This window comes from Nonomuraea sp. NPDC050328 (assembly GCF_044459405.1).
Lineage (GTDB): Bacteria > Actinomycetota > Actinomycetes > Streptosporangiales > Streptosporangiaceae > Nonomuraea.
Genome location: NZ_JBITIW010000002.1, coordinates 843,937 through 866,941 on the forward strand (window position 1 = coordinate 843,937; position 23,005 = coordinate 866,941).

The 23,005-nt window shown below is 71.8% G+C and carries 21 protein-coding genes; 15 read left to right on the forward strand and 6 right to left on the reverse strand.

Annotated elements, in window-relative coordinates; genetic code table 11:
• Window positions 1–22 precede the first annotated feature (22 nt).
• From ACIBG7_RS10090 to ACIBG7_RS10105, 4 genes are all read left to right on the forward strand, one after another.
• On the forward strand, window positions 23–886 hold the full coding sequence (locus tag ACIBG7_RS10090; protein ID WP_357924331.1) for a MoxR family ATPase: 864 nt from the start codon (window positions 23–25) through the stop codon (window positions 884–886).
• Window positions 883–1,944 carry a VWA domain-containing protein gene (locus ACIBG7_RS10095; RefSeq protein WP_357924333.1) on the forward strand — a complete coding sequence of 354 codons (1,062 nt, stop codon included), beginning with the start codon at window positions 883–885 and terminating at the stop codon, window positions 1,942–1,944. The genes ACIBG7_RS10090 and ACIBG7_RS10095 overlap by 4 nt, the downstream gene beginning before the upstream one ends.
• The gene (locus ACIBG7_RS10100) at window positions 1,937–3,025 is read left to right on the forward strand and encodes an XdhC/CoxI family protein (protein ID WP_357924335.1); all 1,089 of its coding nucleotides are present in this window, start codon (window positions 1,937–1,939) and stop codon (window positions 3,023–3,025) included. Before ACIBG7_RS10095 ends, ACIBG7_RS10100 begins: the two co-directional genes overlap by 8 nt.
• Before the next feature lie 66 nt (window positions 3,026–3,091).
• Entirely contained in the window at window positions 3,092–3,652 is a 561-nt protein-coding gene (locus ACIBG7_RS10105) for an NTP transferase domain-containing protein (protein ID WP_397335817.1), read from the forward strand.
• A gap of 18 nt (window positions 3,653–3,670) precedes the next feature.
• Here the strand turns inward: ACIBG7_RS10105 and ACIBG7_RS10110 are convergent, their stop codons facing one another.
• A complete protein-coding gene (locus ACIBG7_RS10110) occupies window positions 3,671–4,561 on the reverse strand; it encodes an endonuclease/exonuclease/phosphatase family protein (RefSeq protein WP_397335818.1) in 891 nt (296 codons plus the stop codon).
• A 56-nt stretch (window positions 4,562–4,617) separates the two neighbouring features.
• Here ACIBG7_RS10110 and ACIBG7_RS10115 point away from each other — a divergent pair, with 56 nt between their 5' ends.
• Complete coding sequence (locus ACIBG7_RS10115) at window positions 4,618–5,664, forward strand: LLM class F420-dependent oxidoreductase (protein ID WP_357924340.1); 1,047 nt, start codon at window positions 4,618–4,620, stop codon at window positions 5,662–5,664.
• Between the two features lie 245 nt (window positions 5,665–5,909).
• Entirely contained in the window at window positions 5,910–7,211 is a 1,302-nt protein-coding gene (locus tag ACIBG7_RS10120) for a dicarboxylate/amino acid:cation symporter (RefSeq protein WP_357924342.1), read from the forward strand.
• A 120-nt stretch (window positions 7,212–7,331) separates the two neighbouring features.
• Here the strand turns inward: ACIBG7_RS10120 and ACIBG7_RS10125 are convergent, their stop codons facing one another.
• Window positions 7,332–7,865: a PASTA domain-containing protein gene (locus ACIBG7_RS10125; RefSeq protein ID WP_397335819.1), complete on the reverse strand. Its 534-nt coding sequence runs from the start codon at window positions 7,863–7,865 to the stop codon at window positions 7,332–7,334.
• Window positions 7,866–8,146: 281 nt separating this feature from the next.
• Here ACIBG7_RS10125 and ACIBG7_RS10130 point away from each other — a divergent pair, with 281 nt between their 5' ends.
• On the forward strand, window positions 8,147–9,568 hold the full coding sequence (locus ACIBG7_RS10130; RefSeq protein ID WP_397335821.1) for a protein kinase: 1,422 nt from the start codon (window positions 8,147–8,149) through the stop codon (window positions 9,566–9,568).
• Window positions 9,569–9,697: 129 nt separating this feature from the next.
• Here the strand turns inward: ACIBG7_RS10130 and ACIBG7_RS10135 are convergent, their stop codons facing one another.
• Window positions 9,698–11,524 carry a glycoside hydrolase family 9 protein gene (locus ACIBG7_RS10135; RefSeq protein ID WP_397335822.1) on the reverse strand — a complete coding sequence of 609 codons (1,827 nt, stop codon included), beginning with the start codon at window positions 11,522–11,524 and terminating at the stop codon, window positions 9,698–9,700.
• A 119-nt stretch (window positions 11,525–11,643) separates the two neighbouring features.
• On the opposite strand from ACIBG7_RS10135, the gene ACIBG7_RS10140 reads away from it, so the two are divergent.
• The 7 genes from ACIBG7_RS10140 to ACIBG7_RS10170 all read left to right on the forward strand — a co-directional run bounded on the left by ACIBG7_RS10140 (window position 11,644) and on the right by ACIBG7_RS10170 (window position 16,922).
• Complete coding sequence (locus ACIBG7_RS10140) at window positions 11,644–12,678, forward strand: Xaa-Pro peptidase family protein (RefSeq protein ID WP_357924350.1); 1,035 nt, start codon at window positions 11,644–11,646, stop codon at window positions 12,676–12,678.
• 29 nt (window positions 12,679–12,707) lie between these two features.
• Window positions 12,708–13,268 carry an elongation factor P gene (gene efp, locus ACIBG7_RS10145; protein ID WP_357924352.1) on the forward strand — a complete coding sequence of 187 codons (561 nt, stop codon included), beginning with the start codon at window positions 12,708–12,710 and terminating at the stop codon, window positions 13,266–13,268.
• On the forward strand, window positions 13,268–13,678 hold the full coding sequence (gene nusB / locus ACIBG7_RS10150) for a transcription antitermination factor NusB (RefSeq protein WP_357924354.1): 411 nt from the start codon (window positions 13,268–13,270) through the stop codon (window positions 13,676–13,678). Before efp ends, nusB begins: the two co-directional genes overlap by 1 nt.
• A gap of 94 nt (window positions 13,679–13,772) precedes the next feature.
• Entirely contained in the window at window positions 13,773–14,105 is a 333-nt protein-coding gene (locus ACIBG7_RS10155; protein WP_397335823.1) for an MmcQ/YjbR family DNA-binding protein, read from the forward strand.
• Window positions 14,106–14,364: 259 nt separating this feature from the next.
• Window positions 14,365–15,066, forward strand: a complete 702-nt coding sequence (locus tag ACIBG7_RS10160) for a methyltransferase domain-containing protein (RefSeq protein ID WP_397335824.1) — start codon at window positions 14,365–14,367, stop codon at window positions 15,064–15,066.
• A 9-nt stretch (window positions 15,067–15,075) separates the two neighbouring features.
• Window positions 15,076–16,326: a DNA polymerase IV gene (gene dinB / locus ACIBG7_RS10165; RefSeq protein ID WP_357924360.1), complete on the forward strand. Its 1,251-nt coding sequence runs from the start codon at window positions 15,076–15,078 to the stop codon at window positions 16,324–16,326.
• Window positions 16,327–16,529: 203 nt separating this feature from the next.
• Window positions 16,530–16,922: a DUF3040 domain-containing protein gene (locus ACIBG7_RS10170; protein ID WP_357924362.1), complete on the forward strand. Its 393-nt coding sequence runs from the start codon at window positions 16,530–16,532 to the stop codon at window positions 16,920–16,922.
• 101 nt (window positions 16,923–17,023) lie between these two features.
• Here the strand turns inward: ACIBG7_RS10170 and ACIBG7_RS10175 are convergent, their stop codons facing one another.
• The 3 genes from ACIBG7_RS10175 to ACIBG7_RS10185 form a co-directional block, all read right to left on the reverse strand.
• Entirely contained in the window at window positions 17,024–19,465 is a 2,442-nt protein-coding gene (locus ACIBG7_RS10175; protein WP_357924364.1) for a DUF3488 and transglutaminase-like domain-containing protein, read from the reverse strand.
• Window positions 19,462–20,718, reverse strand: a complete 1,257-nt coding sequence (locus tag ACIBG7_RS10180) for a DUF58 domain-containing protein (protein ID WP_357924365.1) — start codon at window positions 20,716–20,718, stop codon at window positions 19,462–19,464. The genes ACIBG7_RS10175 and ACIBG7_RS10180 overlap by 4 nt, the downstream gene beginning before the upstream one ends.
• Window positions 20,719–20,779: 61 nt before the next feature.
• On the reverse strand, window positions 20,780–21,817 hold the full coding sequence (locus ACIBG7_RS10185; RefSeq protein WP_397335825.1) for an AAA family ATPase: 1,038 nt from the start codon (window positions 21,815–21,817) through the stop codon (window positions 20,780–20,782).
• A 446-nt stretch (window positions 21,818–22,263) separates the two neighbouring features.
• On the opposite strand from ACIBG7_RS10185, the gene mraZ reads away from it, so the two are divergent.
• Entirely contained in the window at window positions 22,264–22,695 is a 432-nt protein-coding gene (gene mraZ / locus ACIBG7_RS10190) for a division/cell wall cluster transcriptional repressor MraZ (RefSeq protein ID WP_357924369.1), read from the forward strand.
• The last annotated feature ends 310 nt before the right edge of the window (window positions 22,696–23,005 follow it).

Sequence of the window (23,005 nt, forward strand, 5' to 3'; positions counted from 1 at the left end):
CGCACAGCGGACAATCAGGGCGATGGACATCGAGTCGCCGAAGCAGCTCGCCGAACACCTCGACCGGCACGCCTACTTGGCCGACGCGGGACTGGCCACCGCGGCCTTCCTCGCCCTGCGCATGGGCCGCCCGCTCTTCCTGGAGGGCGAGGCCGGGGTCGGCAAGACCGAGCTGGCCAAGGCGATGGCCGCCCTGCTGGAAGCCCCCCTGATCAGGCTGCAGTGCTACGAGGGCATCGACGCCGCCCAGGCCCTCTACGACTGGGACTTCGCCCGCCAGCTCCTCCACCTCAAGGCCGCCGAAGCGGCGGGCCGGCACGACGTGGGGGCGCTGGAGGCGGAGGTGTACGACCGGCGCTTCCTGATCGCCCGGCCGCTGCTGAAGGCGATCGAGACCCAGCCGAGTGTGCTGCTGGTCGACGAGGTGGACCGCGCCGACGACGAGTTCGAGGCGTTCCTGCTGGAGGTGCTGTCCGACTTCACCATCTCCATCCCCGAGCTCGGCACGATCCGCGCCGCGGCGCCGCCGGTGGTGGTGGTGACCTCCAACCGCACCCGCGAGGTGCACGACGCGCTCAAGCGCCGCTGCCTCTACCACTGGCTGGAGCATCCCGGCTTCGACCGGGAGGTGGCGATCCTGCTGCGCCGGGTGCCCGGCTGCGCCGAGCGGCTGGCCGAGCAGGTGGCGCGGGCGGCGGGACGGATGCGCGCGGCCGACCTGGTGAAACCGCCGGGGATCGCCGAGACGATCGACTGGGCCGAGGCGCTGCTCACCCTCGGGGCGCGCGACCTCGACCCGGATCTGGCCGCGGCGACGCTGGGCGCGGCGCTGAAGTATCGCGAGGACGTGCGCGCGGTGCTCGACTCGGGGCTGCTGGCCGGATGAGCCTCGCCGCGACGCTCGTCGGCTTCGCCCGCACGCTGCGGGCGGCGGGGGTCGCGGCCGACCACGAACGCACCCAGAACCTGCTGCGGGCCATGGCCTGCCTGGACGCGACCGACCCCGAGCAGGTCTACTGGGCCGGCCGCCTCACCCTGTGCGCCACCCGCGACGACCTGCCGCGCTACGACCGCTGCTTCGCCGCCTACTTCGCCGGGCGGCGGGCGAGCCGTACCGCGGCCAAGGTCACCCGCGCGAGCGTGACCGCGGCCGAGACCGGCGACGGCGAGGGGGAGGGGCGGGCGCTGCAGGTCAGCGCCAGCCGCCTGGAGGTGCTGCGGCAGCGCGACGTGACCCGGCTCAGCGCGCGGGAGCGCGCCGAGGTGCACCGGATGCTCTCGCTGCTGGCCGCCGGACGCGCCCAGCGCCGCTCCAGGAGATTCCGTACGGCTCGCAGAGGCGCCCTGGACCGGCAGCGCACCATCCGGGCGGCGCTCAAGCGCGGCGAGGTGGCCAGGCTGCTGCACCGCCGGCACGCCACCCGCCCCCGGCCGGCCGTGCTCCTGGTGGACGTGAGCGGCTCGATGAGCGGCTACGCCGAGACGCTGCTGCGCTTCGCCCACGCGATGGTGCGCCGCGAACCCAGGGCGACGCGGGTGTTCTCGGTCGGCACGCGGCTGACCGAGCTCACCGCCGGGCTGCGGCACCGCGATCCCGGCACCGCGCTGGCCGAGGTCTCCAGGACCATCCCCGACTGGAGCGGCGGCACCCGGCTGGGCGAGGAACTGCGCCACTTCCTGCGCCGGCACAGCGCCCGTGGCGCGATCGTGGTGATCGCCTCGGACGGCTGGGAGCGCGGCGACCCGGCCCTGCTGGGCGAGCAGGCGGCCCGGCTGGCCCGGCAGGCGCACCGGGTGATCTGGGTCAACCCGCACAAGGGGCACGAGGGGTTCCAGCCGCTCACCGGGGGGATGCGCGCGGCTCTGCCGTACGTGGACGATCTGGTCGCCGGGCACAGCCTGGCGGCCTACGAGGAGCTCGCCGGGAGGTTGGCGCATGCGTGACGTGCTGCCCGAGATCATGCGGTGGTGGCGCTCGGGGCTCAGGTTCGGCCTGGCCACGGTCGTGAGCACCTTCAGCAGCGCCCCCAGGCCGCCGGGCGCGGCCATGGCGGTGCGCGGGGACGAGGTGGTGGGCAGCGTCTCGGGCGGCTGCGTCGAGGGGGCGGTGTTCGAGCTGGCCACGGAGGTGGACACGCCGCTGCTGCAACGCTTCGGGGTGAGCGACGACGACGCCTTCGCGGTGGGGCTGACCTGCGGCGGGATCATCGACATCCTCATCGAACCCATCTCGATCGAGACTTATCCGGAAATGGGGGAGATCTACGCCTCGGTGCAGCGCCACGAACCGGTCGCCGTGGCGACGATCCTCGACGGCCCCGGCCGGCGCGGCGCCCGCCGGGTGATCTGGCCCGACCGCGTCTCCGGCTCGCTCGGCGTGGACCGCCTGGACGCCGCGGTGGACGACGACGCGCGCGGCATGCTCGCCCAGGGCGCGACCGGCGTGCGGCACTACGGCGGGCACGGCGAGCGCCGCCTGGACGAGCTCTCGGTCTTCGTGCAGTCCTTCGCGCCGCCGCCGCGCATGCTGGTCTTCGGGGCCATCGACTTCGCCGCCGCGGTGGCGCGGATCGGCAAGTTCCTCGGCTACCACGTCACCGTCTGCGACGCCCGGCCGGTCTTCGCCACCGCCAAACGCTTCCCCGACGCCGACCAGGTCGTGGTGAAGTGGCCGCACGACTACCTGGCCGCCACGCCCGTGGACGAGCGCACGGTGATCTGCGTGCTCACCCACGACCCCAAGTTCGACGTGCCGCTGCTCCAGGTCGCGCTGAAGACCCCGGCCGCCTACGTCGGCGCGATGGGCTCCCGGCGCACGCACGAGGACCGGCTGGCCCGGCTGCGCGAGGCGGGGATGCCGGAGGCGGAACTGGCCAGGCTGCGCTCCCCGATCGGCCTCGACCTGGGGGCGCGTACGCCGGAGGAGACCGCGGTGTCGATCGCGGCCGAGCTGATCCAGCTCCGGTGGGGCGGCAGCGGGCGGCCCTTGGCCCAGACCGAGGGCCGCATCCACGGCGAGACGTGACCGCGGATCCGGAGGGAGAGGGGCCGGCAGGTTTCCCGCCGGAGAGGGGAGGAGAACACGAAGGGCATGAGAAACGACGGCGTGGCCGGCCTGCTGCTGGCCGCGGGGGCGGGGACCCGCCTGGGCACCCCCAAGGCGACCCTGGAGCTCGACGGCGAGCGCCTGGTGGACCGCGGGGTGCGGATGCTGGAGGAGGGCGGCTGCCACCCGGTGGTGGTCGTGCTGGGCGCGGCGACCCTCCAGGTGCGTGGCGCGATCACCGTGCGCAACCCCGACTGGCGCAGCGGGATGGGCTCCTCCCTGCGGGTCGGCCTGGCGGCCCTTCCGCCGCAGGCCCAAGCGGTGGTCATCGCCCTGGTGGACCAGCCGTTCGTCGAGGCCGAGGCGGTCCGGCTGCTGATCGCCAGCGGCGCGTCCGTGGCCGTCGCCTCGTACGGCGGGCAGCCCCGCAACCCCGTGCTGATCGCCCGCGAGCACTTCGAGGCGGTCGCCGAGCAGGCCGTGGGCGACGTCGGAGCGCGGCCGTTCCTGCGCGCCTACCCCGAGCTGGTCACCGAGGTGCCGGTGCCGGGCGATCCCGCCGACATCGACACGCCCGACGACCTGCGCCGCCTGCAGCCTCACTAGTCGCCGTGCCGGTGACGGTCAGATGCGCAGCCCGGCGATCGCGGCGCGGTGGTCGCTGCCCATCGCCGGGGCCACGCCGGCGCTGACCGCGGTCATGCCGCGGTAGAGGATGTGGTCGGGCCGGGTCACCGGGAAGCTCGACGGCCAGGTGAAACCGAACCCGTCGCCGGCCTCGGTCTGCGCGTTGAGCAGCGGCGGCGTCAGCCCCGACAGCCCGCGGTCGGTGGTGGCGGTGTTGAGGTCGCCAAGGACCAGGATGCGCTTGCTGGTGTCGGCGTCGATCAGCTTGCGCAGGGTCGCGAGGGAACGGTCGCGCTGCTCGGTGTGCCCGGGGCGGGCCGAGCCCAGGTGCACCACGTAGACGGTCACCTCGCCCTTGGGCGTGCGCAGCACCGCCCGCAGGCCGCGCTTCCAGCCGAGGCCGGGGTCGATGCCCTTCCAGCTCACGATCGGGAAGCGGCTCCACAGCCCGACGGTGGAGCTGGTCGCGGGTTCGCGGTCGAACATCGCGTTGAGCTGCTTGGCCGCCGGCCCGCCCGGGGTGAGCTCCTGGGCGGCCAGCACGTCGAGGTTCGCGGCGACGGTCTTGACCGCCAGGCCGGAGGAGTTGTTGACCACGCCCACGTTGACCGTGCCGACGCGCAGGTCGGCCTGCCCGCCGGGGGAGGAGGCCAGCGCGGTCGGGCCGAACATCGCCGCCCACACCACACCCGGCACCAGCGCGGCGACGATCGCCGGGACCGACCGGGAGATCAGCGCCACCACCAGCAGGATCGGCACCAGCCAGCCGAGCCAGGGCAGCACGCTCTCCAGGATGGTGGTGGCCCCGCCCAGCGGGGGCAGCAGGCCGTGTCCTGCCAGGACCGCGGCCAGCAGGACGGAGACGATGACCACAGCCCGGCTCAGCATCCTGCCAGGCTATTATGCGAAGCGGCAGAACAAGGTTCGGTTTCAAGGGGCGGCGCATGCGAATCGGGATGGCACTGAACTATTCGGGCGGTTTCAAGGAGACCGTCGCGGAACTGGCCGACTACGAGAAGGCCGGGCTGGAGATCGTCTTCGTGGCCGAGGCCTACAGCTTCGACGCGGTCAGCCAGCTCGGGTACATCGCCGCGCGCACCGAGCGGCTCCAGATCGCCTCCGGCATCCTGCCGATCTACTCCCGCACGCCCACGCTGCTGGCGATGACCGCGGCCGGGCTCGACTACGTCTCCGACGGGCGCTTCACGCTCGGCCTGGGGGCCTCGGGGCCGCAGGTGATCGAAGGCTTCCACGGCGTGCCGTACACCGCTCCGCTGGGCCGTACCCGCGAGGTCATCGAGATCTGCCGCAAGGTCTGGGCCCGGGAGAAGGTCACCTACGAGGGCCGCCACTACACGCTGCCGCTGCCGGTGGAGCGCGGGACCGGGCTGGGCAAGCCGCTCAAGCTGATCAACCACCCCGTCCGCGAGAACATCCCGGTCCTGATCGCCGCGATCGGCCCGAAGAACGTCGAGCTGGCCGCCGAGATCGCGAACTCCTGGCAGCCGATCTTCTACCTGCCGGAGAAGGCCGCCGACGTCTGGGGCGGCTCCCTGGCCGCCGGCAAGGCCAAGCGCGATCCGGCCCTGGGTGAGCTCGACACCGTCGGCCAGGCGTTCCTGGCCATCGGCAGCCCCGACGAGGTGCGCCCCTACGTCGAGCTCGGCCGTCCGACGGCCGCGCTCTACATCGGCGGCATGGGCGCGAAGGGCAAGAACTTCTACAACGACCTGGCCCGCCGCTACGGCTTCGAGAAGGAGGCCGAGCAGATCCAGGAGCTCTACCTGGCGGGCAAGAAGCAGGAGGCCGCCGCGCTGGTGCCGCAGGAGCTGATCGAGGGCATGTCGCTGATCGGCGACGAGGCCTTCGTGCGCGACCGCATCCAGGCCATGCGCGAGTCCGGGATCACCACCCTCAACGTCACGCCGCTGGGCCGGACGCACGAGGAGCGGCTCCGCCTGATCGAGCAGGTGCGCGAACTGTCGTCCTAATGATCGTTTATCCCGGTGTGGTGTGAATCACACCGGGATGTCGGAATATGCGCGCAGTGCCCGGATGTTGGCAACGCTCGTGAGGTATTTCGTGAAGGTCGTGTGGCTCGTGGAGCGGCTGCACATCGACCTGTGCCGCGCCACCGGCGCCACTCTCTGTCGCTGAACCCCCTTCTCGCGGACCCCCTTTCACCTCACGCATGGCCGACGGTTTCGGCATGCCGTACTTCCGGAGCACACCTCCCGTGAAGAGATTCAGCTTCTCTCTGCAACTTCTGCTCGGCCTGGCCGCCGGCGTCGTCCTCGGCCTCGTCGCCCGCACCTGGGACCTGACCTGGCTGGCGACCACGCTGACCGAGGTCGGCAAGATCTTCGTCCAGTTCCTCAAGCTCGCCGTGCCGCCCCTGGTCTTCACCGCGATCGTGGTGAGCATCGCCAACCTGCGCAACGTCGGCGGCGCCGCCCGGCTGGCCGGCAAGACCCTCTTCTGGTTCCTGATCACCGCGCTGGCCGCCGTGGTCGTCGGCATCGCGCTCGGCCTGATCCTCAACCCGGGCCAGGGCGTCACCCTCGACCTGACCAAGGCCGAGGCGGTCGACCTCGAAGGCCGCGGCACCTGGTTCGACTTCCTCGTCGGCATCATCCCGACCAACATCTTCACCGCCTTCTCCGAGCCCAACGTCCTCCAGATCGTCTTCCTGGGAGTCGTCTTCGGAGCGGCGGCGATCGCGGTCGGCGAGAAGGCCGAGCCCTTCCTCAACCTCACCCGCTCCGTCCTCGAACTGGTGCAGAAGGCCCTGTGGTGGGTCATCCGGCTGGCGCCCATCGGCACCGCCGCGCTGATCGGCAAGTCCATCGCCAACTACGGCTGGGACCTGCTCGCCCCCTTCGCCAAGCTGACCGCCGGCGTCTACATCGGCTGCGCCATCGTGCTGGTCGTGATCTACCCGGCGCTGCTCGCGCTGGTCGGCAAGGTCAACCCGCTCACCTTCTACCGCAACGCCTGGCCCGCCTTCGAGCTGGCCTTCGTCTCCCGCTCGTCGGTCGGCACCCTGCCGCTGACCCAGCGGGTGGCCGTCGAGCGCCTCGGCGTCGACCGTGACTACGCCTCCTTCTCGGTGCCCTTCGGCGCCACCACCAAGATGGACGGCTGCGCCTCGATCTACCCCGCGCTCGCCGCGATCTTCATCGCGCAGATCTACAACGTGCCGCTCGGCGTGGGCGACTACCTGCTCATCGCGCTCGTCTCCGTCATCGGCTCGGCGGCCACCGCCGGACTGACCGGCGCGATCGTGATGCTCAGCCTCACTCTGACCACCCTGGGCCTGCCCCTGGAGGGCGTCGGCCTGCTCCTCGCGATCGACCCCATCCTGGACATGATCCGCACCGCGACCAACGTCACGGGGCAGCTCGTCGTGCCGGTGCTGGTGGGCCGCTCGGAGAACAAGCTGGACGAGGCCGTCTTCAACGCCCCGCCCCAGCCCCTCGACTCGGCCCCGGCCGAGCGCCCGGCCGACCAGCGCCCGCTGGAACCGGCCACCGTCTGACGCGCGCCCTGAAAGGGTGGGAAGCCGGCCGGCTTCCCACCCTTTCGTCGTTTCGGGCAGGACCACTTCGGTCCTCTGCCGAGTGCCCAGGCGCCTTCTCCCTCGAAGGCTACGAGCGGCCTAGTCGCTGATCTTCTTGGCCCACAACGTCACCCACTCCGCCGTGGACGAGCGCCGGCCGGCAGCCGGTGCCTGCCGGGTCACCACCCAGTTCCGGTCCCACATCTGGAACCGGCTCTTCCCCGTCGCGTCCCGATCCCGGATCAGGAAGAACCCCTTCTCCTGAAGGAAGTCCTGCGCCTCCTGCAAGTTCATCCCCACCACGTTCGGCATCACCACCTGCGGGGCCTCCGCGGCCGCGCTCGGCTTCGGCGTGGGGGTCTTTCTCGGCCGCGCGGTCTTCGTGACCGTGACCACCACCTCGGGCTCCTCCGTAGCGGGGGCGGAGGGGGGCGGTGCGGACGACTGCCCAGCCACACTGGTGCGGTCCCGGCTGTCGCCGCCGGCGGCCACCACGATCGCCACGCACCCGCCCAGCAGCAGAAGGGGCAGCCCGATCGCCAGCCCGAGGATGAGCGGCAGGTTGCTGCGCCGCCGCGGCGGCCCGTACCCGGGGTGAGGGTGCTGCCCGTACGGCTGCTGCGGGTACCCCATGGTCGTCTCCTCGTCACCGGTGGGACTCGTGAGACGTGTGCGATCTTGTGACGGTTTACCAACCAGCCGTGTCCGCATCCGGACACCCGCAGACGGCACCGCACAGGTTGACCGACCGGCTCCGCCGGCAGGCGATGCGTCGCCGATGCCGCCGCGGGGGCCTGCGGGCATGGTCACTCCGAGGTCAGGCCGTTGTCTCGGCCTGTAACCCCGGCGCTTCCCCCGGCGCCGATGCTTGTGAAGAAGCAGGCGAGTACGGCGGAGCCTTTATGGTTTCTGGTGTGACTGATGGTGAAATGCCGGACCAGCTCCTCGGCGGGCGTTACCGGCTCGACGAGCGGATCGCCCACGGACCGCTGGGCGAGGTGTGGCGGGCCTACGACCAGCAGGCCGACTGGCCGGTCGCGGTCCGGACCGTCGAGCCGGGCGTGGACGCCGTCACCCGGGGGCGCGTCACCCGGCGGGCCCGCACGCTGGCCGCGGTGCTGCACCCGAACGTGGTGACCGTCCTGGACGTGGGCGAGCGGTACGTGGTGATGGAGCACCTGTCCGGCGAGAGCCTGGCCGAGGTGGGGGCGCCGTTGCCGGCCGAGCAGGCCAGGGCGATCCTGCTGCAGCTCGTCGCGGGGCTCGACGCGGCGCACCGGGGCGGGGTCGTGCACGGGGACCTCAAGCCTGCCGACGTGCGCAAGGCGGGGAGCGGGGTTTTCAAGATCACCGGGTTCGGGCTGGCGGGGGATGGACTGCCGCTGCCGGACGAGCTTGCCGCGCCTGAGAGCCCCTACCAGGCTCCGGAGCAGCGGGGCGGGGACACCGGGCGGGCTGCGGACCTGTATGCCCTGGGCGCCATCGCGTTCGAGCTTCTCACCGGTCAGCCTCCGGCCGGGCGAAGCGCCGGTTCCTCCGCCGGGGTTCCTTCCACCGGGGATCGGGCGGTTCCGGCGGATTCCGGGGATCTGGCCGGAGTGCCGGTGGAGTTGCGGAGGCTGGTGCTGGCACTGCTGGCTGCCGATCCCACGGCTCGGCCCAGTCTCGCGGCGGTGCGGCAGGCGCTGGCGCCTCATCAGGACACGGCTGTGCTGCCTCAGCTCGGCACCGGCGTGCACAGCGGGGCGGGGGGTACTACGCCGCTTTCGCAGACGGCGATCTTCGACTCCGAGCCCGCTGACCCGGTGGATCGGCCGGATCGGCGGATGCTGGTCCAGCTCGGCATCGCTCTGGCGCTGATCGTCGTGGCCACCGCGGTCTTCGCGCTGTGGCCGCGCGGTGGGGATGGTCAGGAGGCTCTGCCCGAGCCGACGCCCACGGCCGAGGTGACCCCGACCGAGACGGCCGAGCCGACGCCGACCCCGACTCCCACGCCGACGCCTTCGTCCACGCCGGCCACCACGCCGGACAGTCCGGTGCAGCAGATTCCCGCGCAGTTGCAGGACGGTCCGCCCGGTGGCTGGGGCGAGTTCGTGGGGCGGTTGCACGAGGCGGTCGGCATTCACGAGGGCCGGGGCGAGATCGATCCGCGGGTGGCCGACAAGGCGCACCGGGGGTTCGACAAGGCCATTGAACGGCTGCGTGAGGGGCGGACGGACAAGGGAGTGGCGGAGTTGCAGAAGACCGCTGCCGAGCTGGCCAAGGCTCGTGACCGCGGTGAGGTGCCGCCGACCGGTCCGCTGGCCGACCTCCTGGACCGCTTCGGCCTTTGGTAACCGGCTCCTCGGACGGGCCTGCCCCAAGCGGCGGAAGGCGAGGGCCCCTCAACGGCGAAGGCCCCTCAAAGGGGAAGGCCCCCTCGGTGGATCCGAGGGGGCCGTGCCGTACACCGGGGAACCCCGGGGTCAGTCCTTGGACATCAGGGTGAGCGCGTAGAAGGCGATCGCCGCGAAGTCGTCGGCAGGCTCGGAGGCCTGCCAGGACCGCACGTCGTCCACGAACCGGCTCCCGTGCCCGGTGAACTCCGCGTACCGGTCCACGTCGTCGGCCGGGCACTTGGGCATCTCCTCGAAGTGCCCGCCGAGCCCGCCCTCGAAGAGCGAGGCGCTGTTGGGCCCGTTCACGACCGCGCCGACCGCGGGCCGGCCGGTGATGTTGGACATCTGGTAGTGCGGGCACTTGATCGAGTTCTCGCCCACCTCGGCCACGAACGACACGCCCCACGGGTTGCCGCCCAGCGCCCAGTTGCGCTGTGCCGTACCGAAGGCGTCGTAGCTGCGGTCGCCGGTCACCTGGCGGTAGAGGCGCGAGGTGGCGGCCAGGCCGAAGGTGCGCGGCACGGAGTCGAACTCGTCGTAGCGCGCCCCGGCGCGGAAGGGGTCGGCGGCGGCGCGGGCGGCGCCGATGTCGAGCTGGGCCTTGAGCCCGGCCAGCAGGGCCTTCTCGTCCACCGCCAGCCCGGTGGCCCCGGACTTGCGCAGCGCCTTGACCAGGTCCGCGTGCGCCAGCGCGCTGACGTCGTACAGGTTGAGCGTGTCACCGGAGTCCTGGGCCATGTACTCGCCCGCCCAGCGAGCCGCCTGCGCGATCCAGCCGGAGGCGCGCGAGTCGCCCAGGCGCAGCGCGGCCAGCGCCAGTTCGGCGCCGCCCAGCTCCATGTCGTCGCGCCAGACGCTCTCGGGGTAGAAGGCGTGCGGCAGGGAGGTCACGAGCTGGCCGACGTTCTCGGTCTTGGCCATGGCGTAGATCGAGGCGGCCTGGTCGAGGTACTGCTGGGCGCGCCAGCGCGAGGGCTCCACCTGGGCGGCCAGCGCGAAGGCGGCGGCGGTGCGGCCGGCCAGGTTGGGGCTGATCGGCTCGCCGGGGGCGGCGGCGCGGAAGACCGGCCGGTTGCGGATGTACTGGTGGCCTTCGGCCTGGTCGCCGTCGTCGGCCTCGGGCAGGCGCCAGATGTCGTGGTCGCCGACGAAGGTGCCCTCGGCGTTGCCCGCGCCGATGCCGACCTGGATGTAGAGCGTCTTGGTCTTCTCGTCCCACATCTTGTCGAGGTACTTCAGCCCGTGGGCGGCCTCGCGGCGCAGGCGGGGGTCGGGGGAGCCGTCGCGCTTGGCCGCCCAGAGCAGGGTGTCCACGTAGGCCAGGATGTGGGTGAACTTGAGGTAGTCGCCGGCGTCGAACCAGCCGCCCTCCACGTCCACCGGGCCGCCGACCTTGGTCAGGTCGCCCTTGATCTGGTCGGTGTCCGGGCCGGTGAAGGTGGGCCAGTCGTAGACGGAGGCGGCCCGGTCGTTGAGGTGGCTGGCCCGGCGCAGCGCCTCGGAGCCGTCGCGCTGGCCGCCGAAGAAGGTCACCACCTTGGCCGCGGGCAGGGCCAGCAGGGCGGCGGGCGCCACCTTGAACTCGGCCGAGGTGAGCGTGCCCACCTTGATCCGGTAGCTGCCCGGCCGGCTGAGCTTGGACAGGTCGAGGTCGTAGACGTGCGGGTACTTGGCGTTCCATTCGCCCAGGTCGCGGCCGGCAGTACCGCCGAGGACCTCGCGGCCGCGGTGGTCGACGACGGAGAAGCGCGCGCCCGGCGCGCCCGAGGCGGACATCAGGTAGGCGTGCTTGGCCTCGGCGGGCGCGAAGCCCACCTGGTCGACGCGGATGAATCCGGTGGTGCTGGGCTGGGCCATGGCGGGTGCTCCCATGGTCAGTACGGCTAGCGCGACGGCGGCAGCGGCGACCCTCATGCTGGCTCCAAGCGGTCGGCGGGGACAAGGGGTGTGTCGTCAAGTTAGGAAAGTTTCCTAACGTTGCTCGGACGCTAGCCGTGGCACCGGGGGCAGGTCAATACGCGTAGATTGGCCAAATGACCGAGATTGCGGATTACGCGCGACGGCGCGCCGAGCTCGCCCGCATCCTGCCCGGCGTGCCCGCCCTGCTCGTCACCAGCCCGGTGAACGTGCGCTACCTCACCGGCCTGGACAGCTCCAACGCCGCGGTCCTGGTCTGGGCGGACGGCGCGGCCACGCTGGCCACCGACTCACGCTACATCGAGCTGACCCGCGGCCTGGACCTCGAGGTCGTCGAGGACCGCGACGTGGTCGGCCGCCTGGCCGCGCAGGGCGTCGGCATCGAGGCCGCCCACATGACGGTGGCCACCTTCAGCCGGCTGAACGGCGTCGTCCCGACCGACCCGCTGGTGGAGAAGCTGCGCCAGGTCAAGGACGAGCACGAGCTCGCGCTGCTGCGCACCGCCTGCGAGATCACCGACCAGGCCTTCGCCGACGTGCTGCCCGCCGTACGGCCCGGCCTGACCGAGCGCGAGCTGGCCCGGCTGCTGGAGACCAGGATGGCCGAGCTCGGCGCGGACAAGCCCGCCTTCGACACCATCGTCGCGTCCGGCGAGAACGGCGCGGTCCCCCACCACTCGCCGACCGACCGGCCGATCCGCGCGGGCGACCTGGTCACCGTCGACTTCGGCGCCCGCTACCGCGGCTACCACGCCGACATGACCCGCACCTTCGCCCTCGGGCACACCGCCGCCTGGCAGGACGACCTGTACGCGCTGGTGCACGCCGCGCAGAGCGCCGGTCTGGCCGCCGTCGCGCCCGGCGCGGTCGCCGGCGATCTCGACGCAGCCGCCCGCTCCCTGATCGAGGCGGCCGGCTTCGGCGAGCACTTCCGGCACGGCCTCGGACACGGCGTCGGCCTGGAGATCCACGAGGACCCGTTCCTGGGCCCCTCCCGGACCGGTAAACTAGAGGATCGAGTTCCGGTCACCGTCGAACCCGGGGTCTACCTCCCCGGCCGCGGCGGCATCCGCATCGAGGACACGCTCGTCACTCGGGACGCGGGCCCGGAGCTCTTCACCAAGACGACCAAGGAGCTGCTCGTCCTCTAGGGGAGCGGCCGCACCCGGGAGATGTACGAGTGGCGACGACCAACGACCTGAAGAACGGCATGGTGCTGAAGCTCGACGGCGGTGAGCTCTGGGCCGTTGTCGAATTCCAGCACGTCAAGCCGGGCAAGGGCGGCGCCTTCGTGCGCACCAAGCTGAAGAACGTGCTGTCCGGCAAGGTGGTCGACAAGACCTTCAACGCCGGCGTGAAGGTCGACGTGGCCAACGTCGACAAGCGCGAGATGCAGTTCTCCTACAAGGACGGCGACGACTTCGTCTTCATGGACACCGAGACCTACGACATGGTCAACGTCTCCGCCAAGACGGTCGGCGACGCCGCCAACTACATGCTGGAGAACACCAACGCGACCGTCGCCTTCAACGAGGGCGCCGCGCTCTACGTCGACCTGCCCGCCGCGGTCGAGCTCATCATCGCCAACACCGAGCCCGGCCTGCAGGGCGACCGCTCCACCGGCGGCACCAAGCCGGCCACCCTGGAGACCGGCGCCGAGATCAAGGTGCCGCTGTTCATCACCACCGGCGAGAAGGTCAAGGTCGACACCCGCAGCGGCGAGTACCTCGGCCGCGCCTGATGTCCGCACGCGGTAAAGCGCGCCGGCGTGCGCTCGACATCCTGTTCGAGGCCGAGCTCCGCGACAGCGACCCGCTGGCGATCCTCGCCGAGCGGGTCGAGCGCGCGGAGCCCCCGGTCAACGAGTACACCTCCGCCATCGTCGAGGGCGTCGTCCGGCACCGGGGGCGCATCGACGAGCTGATCACCACCTACGCCGAGGGGTGGACGCTGGAGCGCATGCCCGCCGTCGACCGCAACCTCCTGCGCGGCGGCACCTACGAGCTGCTCTGGATGCCCGACGTGCCCGAGGGCGTGGTCATCAGCGAGTGGGTGCACCTGGCCAGCGAACTGTCCACCGACGACTCGCCGCAGTTCATCAACGGGCTGCTGGCCCGGTTCAAGTCGCTCAAGCCGACCCTGGCGCTCTAGCGCCGGGCTCGGCCGGTCGTCGTCGCCTCCGGATCTGGTTCCCCTCCGGCGCCAGATCCGGCATGGCCCGCGCCGGCTGTGCGACGATCGGGGCGTGACGACCGAGGACGACGTCCGCCGCCTGGCCCTCGCCCTGCCCGAGACGGCCGAGAAGCCGATGTACGGCATGCCCGCCTTCTACGTGCGCGGCAAGTGGTTCACCCGGATCCGCGAGGAGGGCGACGTCCTGGCCGTGCCGGTGGCGGCCGAGGAGGACAAGGCCGAGCTGGTCGCCGCGGAGCCGGCCAAGTTCTTCACCACCCCGCACTACGACGGGCACGCGGTCGTGCTGGTGCGGCTGCCCGAGGTGGGGGCCGCCGAGCTGGGGGAACTGCTCGCCGACGCGTGGCGGCTGCGCGCGCCCAAACGCCTGGCCGCCGGCTCCTGAGCCACACCCCACCCTCCGTTCCCCGCCACAGCCTGCTCCGCGGCCCTGGATGGCCCCTTACGGCCCTCTTCGTCCCCTCGGCGGAACGATGTGCCGCCGTACGCCCCGCCGTACCTGTATGACCCCTTCAGGCCTCGCGCAAGGCCGGGCCCGGGCTCGGCGGTGGCCCCACCGGGCGCCCTGCCGCTGGCATAGGCTGACTCCGAACCTGGAAACACACGAGGAGGCGGGCTTGCAAGGCGTCACGAGAGCTCCGGCGGTGCGCACGGCAGTGGTCTGGGACGCGCTGCGTGCGGTGCTGAGCGCCGCGGGCCGAGAGCGGCTCGACATCGTCGACGCCGGCGGCGGCACGGGCGGGTTCGCGGTGCCGCTGGCCGAACTGGGCCACGCGGTCACCGTGGTCGACCCCAGCCCCGACTCGCTGTTCGCGCTGGAGCGCCGGGCGGCCGAGGCCGGGGTCGCCGTGCGCGGCCTGCAGGGCGACGCGGCCGACCTGGCCGACATCCTGTCGCGCGACAGTGCCGACCTGGTGCTGTGCCACAGCGTGCTGGAGTACGTGGAGGACCCGCGCAGCGCGCTGGTGGCCGTCCACGGCCTGCTGCGCCCGGGCGGCACGGTCAGCGTGCTGGCCGCCAACCCGGTCGCCGCGGCGATCCACCGGGCGGTCGCCGGCCACTTCGACGAGGCCCGCGAGGCGCTGGCCACCGGCCGGTGGGGCGCGAAGGACCCGACGCCGCGCCGCTTCGACGCCGCCGCCCTCACCGCGCTCCTGGCCGAGGCCGGGTTCGGCGCGACGCAGGTGCACGGGGTGCGGGTCTTCGCCGACCTGGTGCCCAGCCGCCTGGTCGACGGCGAGCCGGGCGCGGCCGAGGCGCTGATCGCGCTGGAGCAGGCCGCGGCCACCCATCCGGTGCTGCGCGACATCGCCGCCCAGCTCCACGTGGTCGCGAATCGAACATAGAATCGAAGCGTGTCGCGCAAGCAGATCTCCGGGATCGGGCCGGTCACGGCCCGAACGGGCGGCCGGGCCGACGACGCCGGCTGCCCGATCCTGCACGTGGACATGGACGCCTTCTTCGCCAGCGTCGAGTTGCTGGAGCGCCCCGAGCTCCGGGGCCGCCCGGTGATCGTCGGCTCGCCCGCGGGCCGGGGGGTGGTGCTGAGCGCCACCTACGAGGCCCGCGCGTTCGGCGTGCACTCGGCCATGCCGATGAGCCGGGCCCGGCGGATCTGCCCGCAGGCCACGATCATCCCGCCGAGTCACGGCAAGTACGGCCAGGTCTCCAAGGGCGTGATGGAGATCTTCCACTCCGTCACCCCGCTGGTGGAGCCGATCGCCTCCGACGAGGCCTTCCTCGACGTGGGCGGCGCGCGCCGGCGGCTGGGCTCGCCTGCGGAGATCGCCGCGCTGATCCGGGGGCAGGTGCTGGAGCGGTACGGGATCACCTGCTCGGTCGGGGTGGCGAGCAGTAAATTCATCGCCAAACTCGCCTCAAAGCAGTGCAAACCGGACGGGATGCTCGTGGTGCCCGAGGCGGACATCGTCGCCTTCCTGCACCCGCTGCCCGTCTCGGCGCTGTGGGGCGTCGGCGAGCGCACCGAGCTGGCCCTGACCCGCCTGGGCATCCGCACCGTGGGCGACCTGGCCCAGGTGCCCGTGGCGACCCTCCAGCGCGAGCTGGGCGGCGCGGCGGGCGCCCACCTGGCCGCCCTGGCCTGGGGCCGCGACGAGCGCGCGGTGAGCCCGCACGTGCCGGACAAGAGCATCGGCAACGAGGAGACTTTCGCCACGGACGTGGACGATCCCGCGGTGATCCGCCGGGAGTTGCTCCGCCTGGCGGAAAAGGTGGCCGCCAGGATGCGTAAGAGCGGCTACGTGGGCAGGACAGTGAGTGTGAAGCTGCGCCGGGCCGACTTCTCGACGATCAGCCGGTCCAAGACCCTCCGGGAACCGACCGATGTCGCCCAGGAGATCTACGCCACGGCCTGCGCCCTCTTCGCCGCCTCCGGTCTCGAGCGGGTCCGCCTGCGCCTGATCGGGGTCCGCATGGAGCAGCTCGCCCCGGCCGAGGAGGCCGCGCACCAGCTCAGCCTGGGTGAGCGCGAGAGCGGATGGCGCGAGGCCGAACAGGCGATGGACAAGGCGGTACGGCGTTTCGGGCCCGATGCGGTGGTCCCGGCTTCACTGGTACGAGGACGACTTGATGAAATGGATGCATGATGGGGGCTAGTCAGCCGATGTCGGGACTCTTCCGGGGGGTGGGGGAATGATCGACGTGTCACCTCCGGTTTGGTCGGCGTTGGCCGTTTTCTTTCGCCTACGTCTACAGCCTCGTATTCTGGGGATAACCGACCGCGAGGTTCGGACACCCCGTGTCGTCCGTTGCCGTCTTCCCCGTTATGGGGCCGTCCTTGGGAGGCGCCGTGCCGCTCTCTGAGCACGAGCAGCGCTTGCTCGACCAGATCGAGCAGGCCCTCTACGCCGAGGACCCGAAGTGGGCCAACACCGTAAGGATCAGTGACCCACGCAACCATTACAAGCGACGTCTGATCAAGGCCTCCGTCGGCTTTGCGCTCGGCATCGTTCTGCTGATGGTCGGCGTGGTCATCAACCAGATCCCGCTCGGCGTCGGCGGTTTCGTGGTCATGCTCGCCGCGTGTCTGTGGGGCCTGTCGAGCTGGAAGCGTATGAGTGGAATAGGTGACGCACCCGCGCCCGGCACTCCGGTGCAGGGCAAAGGTCCGCGTCGCGGAAACCGTGGCTCCTTCATGGAGCGCATGGAGGAGCGCTGGCGCCGTCGACACGACGAGCGTTAGCAGGCCCCGCGTTCCGTCGAGGTGACGAGCGCGGGCGTGCGGAAGCGCCCCTGTACATGACTGTGGCCGCTCCCTGAAGGGGGAGCGGCCACCTCATCCGCTTACTTGCTCACGAGTTCCTTCTCGCGTGCCGTCCGGTCGCCGGGCCGGCGGAACCGGATGTTCTCCAGCCGGTCGAAGCCGTCCAGCACGCGCTCGCCCATGCCGCGGATCCGCCGCATGGTCGAGGGAGGCAGCAGCACCGCCCGCAGGCGCCGGCCCCGCGAAACCGTCTGCGCCAGCGCCCGCCGTACGATCTTGAGCTGCTTGCCGAGCGGCTCGGCCGTGCCCGGGTCGCGGGCGAACAGCACCCGCTCCACCGCCGTGGCGATCGTGGTGACCGCCGCCGCGGACTCGGCGTCGAACTCGTAGCGCTCGATCAGCCGCCGGGCCAGCGCCCGTGGCGTCTCGCTGAGCTCCCTGGACAGGCCGTAGTCGCACAGGACGTCGTCCAGCTCCGCCCAGGCCGCCGCCACCGGCACGCTGACTCGCGCCGCCCTGGCGGTCACGTCGTCGAGCGGCCCGGTGACCTTCCAGCTCAGCGTGCGGGCCCGCCGGCTCCTGGTCACCAGGCGGATCGCCGCCGGGATCAGCAGGAGCAGCACCAGCCCCAGCGCGCCGAGGCCGATCTTGGCCGCCAGCGGCATGGAGTCGTCGGCCGGGAGCCGGTTGAGCGCGTTGAGCTCCTCCAGCGCCTCCAGCTCGCGCAGCCCGCGCCGCGGCCCGATGCCGGGCGGCAGGTCGGAGGCCGACTCACCGCTCGCGCTGGGCGAGGCCGGGGTGTCGCTGCGCTCCGGCTGGGGCAGCGAGTAGGTCGGCACCCGGGCCGTCCCCTGCCCGTACGGCGAGGCCGAGGTGGGCGTGGGCTCGAAGGCCAGCCAGCCGACGCCCTCGAAGTACAGCTCGGGCCAGGCGTGCATGTCGGCCGTGCTGACCGCGAAGCCGTTGTCGGTCTTGGTCCCGCCGGTGTAGCCGATCGCCACCCGCGCCGGGATGCCCACCACGCGGGCCAGCACCGCCATCGCCGCCGCGTACTGCTCGCAGTACCCGGTCTTGCTGTGGATCAGGAAGTCGACCAGGGCCTCGTTGCTCTGCCCCTGGGTCTGCAGGCTGTAGGTGAAGTCGTTGCCCTTGAAGTAGTCCTGGATCTTCACCGCCGCCTGGTACGGCGTGTCGTTCTCGCTCACCAGGCCGGTCGCCAGCGTGGTGATCGAGTCGGGGAAGCCCTCCGGCAGCTCCAGGAAGCGCCGGTTCTGGTCGCTGGCCTCCACCGGCCGCGAGGCGTTGAGGATGGCCGGGTCGAGCTGCGGGTCGACGCTGGCGACCTCGTACTCCATCCCCGAGGCCTCCTCCTCGGTGGAGAAGACCATGAGCGAGTCGGTGTCGGCCCGCCAGTCGCCGTCGGCGCGCACCTCGGTGGCGGGGTAGGGCAACGGCAGGAAGTTGAGCCGCTTGACCTCCTCGCTGATGGTGATCGTGGTGGACACCTTCTTGACCGGGGTGGAGCCGCTCAGGCCGGGCGGCGGGGGCAGCGGCCCGTTGTCGACCCGGTTCTCCGGCCGCCCGTTGGGCTGCTCCAGCGTGAACTGCTCGCCGTTGAACAGGTTGAGCGAGTAGATCCGCAGGTAGCGGGCCTGGTTGTCGCTGTTGCGGTAGGTCAGGACGGTCCGCTTGTCCGGGAGCTGGAGCTGGCCCTTCAGGCCGGCGACCGGGTCGGGGATGCTGATCGAACTGCCTGTGCCGCCCTTGCCGGAGCCGCCCACGCCGAAGGTGAACCAGGAGACCGGCTCCATCACCGGCAGCAGCGCCGGGGCCAGGACGGCCAGGCCGATCGCGGCGAACCCGATGCGCTTGCCCGACAGCCGCAGCCCGCCGGTGTCGACCGCGTCGCGGGGGCCGGTGGTGGCGTGCCGGGTGCGGCGCACGAGCACGGCGCGGCCCCAGTGGCCGATGCGCTCGCGGCCGTCGGCGATCAGCAGGCTGGTGAAGCCGAGCGCCGCCAGGATGAAGGTGGGCCAGTTGATCGGATCCGGCAGGATCGTCATCGGCACGCAGACCAGCGCCAGCAGCGGCAGCCCGGCCAGGGCCGCGTGCCGCAGCCGGGCGGCCAGGTGGTCCACCACGATCGCGATCACCGCCACGCCCGTCGCCACCAGCAGCGCGACCGGCGCGTCGGCCGGGACCGGCGCGGCGAAGCGCTGGATGTCGGCCCACCCGGTGGCGTAGAGCTTGCCGAGGTGGAGCAGCGACTCCTTGGTCGGCACCAGCAGACCCCAGGCCTTGCTCCCGCTGAAGGCCGCGGTGAAGTAGAACGCCGACGCCATGACGCTGAGGATGGGCGCCGCCCACGCGGGCAGGGCCAGCTTGCCCGCCAGCGCGCTCGCGCCGAAGACGACCGCCACCGCGCCCAGCGACGCCCAGAACCAGGCGCCGCCGTCGAGCAGCGGGTAGAGCACGATGGCGGCGGCGAAGGTGGCCACCGCCGAGGCCGCCGACAACCTCATGCCGCACCTCCCGTGAGGGTGAACCGGCCCTTGTTGGCCGCGTCGGGCCAGACCGTCGCGATGGACGCGCCGGCCGGCAGGCGCACGATCCGCCAGCCGAAGCCGGCCAGGATGCCCTGCGCCGTCTGGTACTGGTCGGCCGAGCCGTACTCGCGCACGTCCCAGGAGTCCACGTCGAGCAGCACCGCGACGCCGGTGACGCCGCCGTGCCTGAGCTTGGCCAGCTCCCTGGCCTCCTCCACCTCCAGCGCGCCCAGCACGGCCACGATCAGCCCGTCGCCGCCGCCCTGCCGCAGGGCGTTCACGCCCAGGGTGAGCGAGCGCTGCGGGCTGTTCTTGACCACCGCGAGCGTGTCGAGCAGGGAGTAGGACACGCCGGAGTCGGTGACGTGCTCGGCCCCCATGTCGGTGACCAGGCGCAGGCCCAGTCCCTCGTGCGCGAGGTGCACGCCGATCGAGGCCGCCGCCGAGACCGCCGTCTCGAAGGACGAGCGCGGGCCCTCACCGCGGTGGGCGTAGCGCCGGGTGTCGAGCAGGAGCGCGCCGCGGCTCTGCCACTGCTGCTCCTCGCGCCGCACCATCAGCTCGCCGTGGCGGGCCGTCGAGCGCCAGTGCACCCGCCGCAGGTCGTCGCCCTGGCGGTACTCGCGGGGCGCGACGTCGTCGTCCCCCGCCGCCGCCACCGAGCGGGTACGGCTGTCGCCGCCGCCGGTCCACTCGCCCGACAGCCGGACGTGCGGGAGCGGGACGACCTGCGGGGTGACCACGAGCGTGTCGCTGATGGTGAACGCGCGGGTCAGCTCGACCAGCCCGAACGGGTCGGTGATGCGCACCGACAGCGGCCCGATCGTGAAGCGCCCGCGCAGGTCGGAGCGGACGCGGTAGTCGATCTCCCGCACGCCGCGCGCCTCCACCCGGTCGAGCACGAACCGCGGCCGCACGCCCAGGGCGTAGGGCACGGTGTCCTCGATGAGCAGCAGGCCGGTGGGCAGCCGGGTCACGTTCTCCAGCCGCAGGGTCACGGTGGTCTCGCCGCCGGCCTCCACCCGCGCCGGCGACAACCGGCGGGCGCAGGCCAGCCGGTAGCGGGTGCGCGCCACGACCATGGCCGCCAGCAGCGGCAGCGTGACGATCAGCACGCCCACCCGGACCAGGTCGTGCTCGCCCAGCACGATCGCCATGAACAGGGCCGCCAGCCCGGCGGCCAGGAACGAGCGGCCGCGCGAGGTCAGCGCCCGCAGGCCCGCCCTCACCGCGTGCCCCCCGGCCTGGCGCCGGCCGGCGGGCGGGCCGGCTTCGCCGTACGCGTGGGGGTCATCGCTCGCGGGTCTCCGGGACGGGCACCCGGCGGACCAGTTCGCCCACCACCTGCTCGGGCAGCCGGCGCTGGCCGTGCGCCTCGACGCTGGGCAGCAGCCGGTGCGCCAGCACCGGGATGGCCAGCTCCTGCAGGTCGTCCGGGATGACGTAGTCGCGGCCCGACAGCGCGGCGTGCGCCCGGGCGGCCCGCACGAGCTGCAGCGTGGAGCGCGGGGAGGCGCCGAGCCGCAGGTCGGGGGAGTGCCGGGTGGCGACCACCAGGTCGATGGCGTACTTGCGGACGGCCTGGGAGACGTAGACGCCCCGCACCGCCTCGATCAGCGCCCGCACCTCGTGCGTGGTGGCGACCGGCTCCAGCTTGTCCAGCGGCGAGGTGCCGCCGTGCACGTCGAGCATCTCCAGCTCGGCGGCGGGCTCGGGATAGCCCATCGCCACCCGCGCGGTGAAGCGGTCGCGCTGGGCCTCGGGCAGCGGGTAGGTGCCCTCCATCTCGATCGGGTTCTGGGTGGCGATCACCATGAACGGCGTCTCGAGCTCGTAGGTGACGCCGTCGACCGTGACGGTGTGCTCCTCCATGCACTCCAGCAGCGCCGACTGGGTCTTCGGCGAGGCGCGGTTGATCTCGTCGCCGACCACGATGTTGGCGAAGATCGGCCCGGGCTTGAACTCGAACTCGCGGGTCTGCTGGTTGTAGGCGCTGACCCCGGTGATGTCGCTGGGCAACAGGTCGGGGGTGAACTGCACGCGCCGGACCGGGCAGTCGATGGAGCGCGCCAAAGCCTTGGCCAGCATGGTCTTGCCGACCCCCGGCACGTCCTCGATCAGCAGGTGCCCCTCGGCCAGCAGCACCGTCAAGGTGAGGCGGACGGCATCGCTCTTGCCCTCGATGACCGACTCGATCGCCTGCCGGATCCGGTGGGCGGTGGAGACCAGATCCTCCAGCCGGTGAGGGACGTCATGGGTTACTGCCACCAGGCCTCCATGAGAGATGTGCAGGCTCTCCCGCGACGGGACGTTATTAGCGGGCGCCATACCATTCCTTTTCCATTGTGTGTACCGACCCTACGACTCCGAGGGTTCGCAAGCGACTTTTGAGGGACATTCCGCCAGAACACTCACAGGTTGGACGGTGACCCTGAGATAAGGACAGTGTTGGGGCGACCTGTCGCGTTCCGGTCCCGCCACCGTGCGAATCCCGTGACAGAAATCCCCCATCCTCCTCCCACTCGCGCCCCGCCACCGGTCCGGCGGGCTCCATACGCCCTACCGAACCGGCATACCGACACGCCCGCGCCCGGCCATGGGGCCCGCCCGGGCTCCCCTTTGCTCCACCCCGTTGACCTGCACAAACGCGAAACGATCAGACGTCTTTCGCGGTTGGAATCAGTTGACGGTGGGGAGAAGTGGAGTATGGTGGTGCGCAGTGGAGAGCCGGTGCGCCAGCGCCGACCCTTCACAAGGCACGGGAGGTGGGACCGATGTTTCTCGGCACCCATCAACCGCGTCTCGACGACAAGGGACGGCTGTTCCTGCCGGCTAAGTACCGCGAGGAGCTGGCGGAGGGTCTTGTGATCACCAAGGGCCAGGAGCGTTGCCTCTACGTCTTTCCTGTAGAGGAGTTCCAGCGCATTACCGAGGCGCTCCGGACCGCTCCGGTGACCGCCAAGGCGGTCCGCGACTACAGCCGCGTCCTGTTCGCCAGCGCTTCCGACGAGTCGCCGGACAAGCAGGGCCGCATCACGATTCCCCAGAGCCTCCGCCGCTACGCCGGCCTCGAACGCGACTGCGTGGTCATCGGGGCCAACACCCGGCTGGAGATCTGGGACGCCGAGGCCTGGGAGACCTACCTCAACGATCAGGAGCAGGCATTCGCCGATCTGTCGGAGGAGGTGCTGCCAGGGATCTTGTGAGTCCGGGCCCAGCGGGCCGGCCGTCGGTGATGTCGTTCGGCGAGGTCTCCAGCCGCAACCACGCGTTCTTTCAGCTGATGCACCTTCCCCGGTGTCAGGTGGAGAGATGTGAGCAGCGGATGCGGATGGGGACCTGGCCGGACGGCACCGGGCGGGGGATCACCGGCAGGGGCCGGTGACATCGACGGCTTCATCGACTTCAGCGGCCTTCCCGTGCCCACCGGCCTGAGCCGGGGCGCGGAGGCGGAAAAATCAACGCGTGAGAATTCGAACGCGACAAGCATTCGGCGCGTCAGACAGTGAGCGATCA

Coding starts and splice junctions, on each gene's coding strand:
- ACIBG7_RS10090 (WP_357924331.1), top strand. CDS start 23: ATGGACATCGAGTCGCCGAAGCAGCTCGCCGAACACCTCGACCGGCAC.
- ACIBG7_RS10140 (WP_357924350.1), top strand. CDS start 11,644: ATGACCGAGATTGCGGATTACGCGCGACGGCGCGCCGAGCTCGCCCGC.
- ACIBG7_RS10125 (WP_397335819.1), bottom strand. CDS start 7,865: ATGGGGTACCCGCAGCAGCCGTACGGGCAGCACCCTCACCCCGGGTAC.
- ACIBG7_RS10105 (WP_397335817.1), top strand. CDS start 3,092: ATGAGAAACGACGGCGTGGCCGGCCTGCTGCTGGCCGCGGGGGCGGGG.
- ACIBG7_RS10100 (WP_357924335.1), top strand. CDS start 1,937: ATGCGTGACGTGCTGCCCGAGATCATGCGGTGGTGGCGCTCGGGGCTC.
- ACIBG7_RS10135 (WP_397335822.1), bottom strand. CDS start 11,524: ATGAGGGTCGCCGCTGCCGCCGTCGCGCTAGCCGTACTGACCATGGGA.
- ACIBG7_RS10110 (WP_397335818.1), bottom strand. CDS start 4,561: ATGCTGAGCCGGGCTGTGGTCATCGTCTCCGTCCTGCTGGCCGCGGTC.
- ACIBG7_RS10175 (WP_357924364.1), bottom strand. CDS start 19,465: ATGAGGTTGTCGGCGGCCTCGGCGGTGGCCACCTTCGCCGCCGCCATC.
- mraZ (WP_357924369.1), top strand. CDS start 22,264: ATGTTTCTCGGCACCCATCAACCGCGTCTCGACGACAAGGGACGGCTG.
- ACIBG7_RS10095 (WP_357924333.1), top strand. CDS start 883: ATGAGCCTCGCCGCGACGCTCGTCGGCTTCGCCCGCACGCTGCGGGCG.
- nusB (WP_357924354.1), top strand. CDS start 13,268: ATGTCCGCACGCGGTAAAGCGCGCCGGCGTGCGCTCGACATCCTGTTC.
- ACIBG7_RS10115 (WP_357924340.1), top strand. CDS start 4,618: ATGCGAATCGGGATGGCACTGAACTATTCGGGCGGTTTCAAGGAGACC.
- ACIBG7_RS10185 (WP_397335825.1), bottom strand. CDS start 21,817: ATGGCGCCCGCTAATAACGTCCCGTCGCGGGAGAGCCTGCACATCTCT.